This window comes from Sphingobacterium paludis, assembly GCF_004364125.1.
Lineage (GTDB): Bacteria > Bacteroidota > Bacteroidia > Sphingobacteriales > Sphingobacteriaceae > Sphingobacterium > Sphingobacterium paludis.
In genome coordinates, this window is the sequence record NZ_SNZV01000026.1 from 1 (window position 1) to 1,247 (window position 1,247).

Consider the following 1,247-nt stretch of genomic DNA (forward strand, 5'->3'; position numbering starts at 1 on the left):
TGAAGTAGTCAAGACTTAATCTGACAGTTGCAATAAATTAACAACTGAAAAATAGATTAGAGTTATGACAACACAAGAAAAAATCATCAAGAACAAACTGGGTGTTTTAGAGCTTGCCCAGCACTTAGGGAATGTATCAAGAGCCTGTAAAGTAATGGGCTATTCCAGAGACAGTTTTTATCGGTTCAAAGAATTGTATGATCAAGGAGGCGAGCTTGCACTTCAAGAACTTTCTAGAAGAAAGCCCATATTAAAGAACCGAGTAGAAGAGCATATTGAAAAAGCTGTTGTCGATCTAGCTATAGACCAGCCCGCTTTAGGTCAGTTACGTGTATCTAACGAACTGAAAAAGCAAGGTATATTAATATCTCCTGGAGGGGTTAGGAGTATATGGATGAGGCATGATCTGCAGACCTTCAAGCTCAGATTAAAAGCCTTAGAGGCAAAGTCTGCACAGGAAGGTATTGTTTTAACGGAAACTCAGCTTGTAGCTCTGGAAAGAGCTAAAGAAGAGAAAAAGGCACACGGCGAGATAGAAACTCATCATCCCGGATATCTAGGTGCTCAGGATACATACTATGTCGGGAATATTAAGGGAGTTGGGCATATATATCAGCAGACTTTCATTGATACATATTCTAAAGTCGCTTTTACAAAGCTATATGATCGAAAGAATGCATTAGTTGCCGCAGATATGCTCAATGATCGGGTAGTGCCATTTTTCGAACAACATGACTTAAGATTGTTAAGAATATTAACCGATCGAGGAACAGAATACTGCGGGGTAAGAGACCAGCATGAATATCAGCTCTATTTAGCCATCGAAGATATAGATCACACGAAAACAAAAGCAAAAAGCCCTCAAACAAATGGTATTTGCGAACGTTTCCATCGTACTATTCAGGATGAGTTTTATGCCGTTGCATTCAGAAAGAAAGTATACCGAAGCATTCAGGAACTCCAAAACGACCTTGATCGTTGGATGAATTACTATAATCAGGATCGCACCCATACTGGAAAGTATTGCTTTGGAAAGACACCTATGCAGACCTTCAATGATACAATTAATTTGGCAAAAGAAAAGATGCTGGAGACACTAAAAGAAGATCAACTTGTTACTTATCCGGTACAAGAAAATAAGCAGCAAGTTGAATCTATAGATTTTGTAGAAACATTACTATATTCGAATAGGCAATCTGACATTTTTTAAAAACAACCAACTGTCAGATCAAGTAGTGGCTATTACA

Annotated in this window: 1 protein-coding gene; it reads left to right on the plus strand. The window is 38.3% G+C overall.

Annotation, left to right across the window (positions count from 1 at the left end; all coding sequences use genetic code 11):
• Positions 1-64: 64 nt before the first annotated feature.
• Positions 65-1,210 (plus strand): IS481 family transposase, encoded by a 1,146-nt coding sequence (locus tag B0I21_RS19970; protein WP_133642259.1) that lies wholly within the window; start codon positions 65-67, stop codon positions 1,208-1,210.
• The last annotated feature ends 37 nt before the right edge of the window (positions 1,211-1,247 follow it).

What these genes read in the sequence shown, in the direction of transcription:
- B0I21_RS19970 (WP_133642259.1), top strand. Translation starts at nt 65, where the DNA reads ATGACAACACAAGAAAAAATCATCAAGAACAAACTGGGTGTTTTAGAG.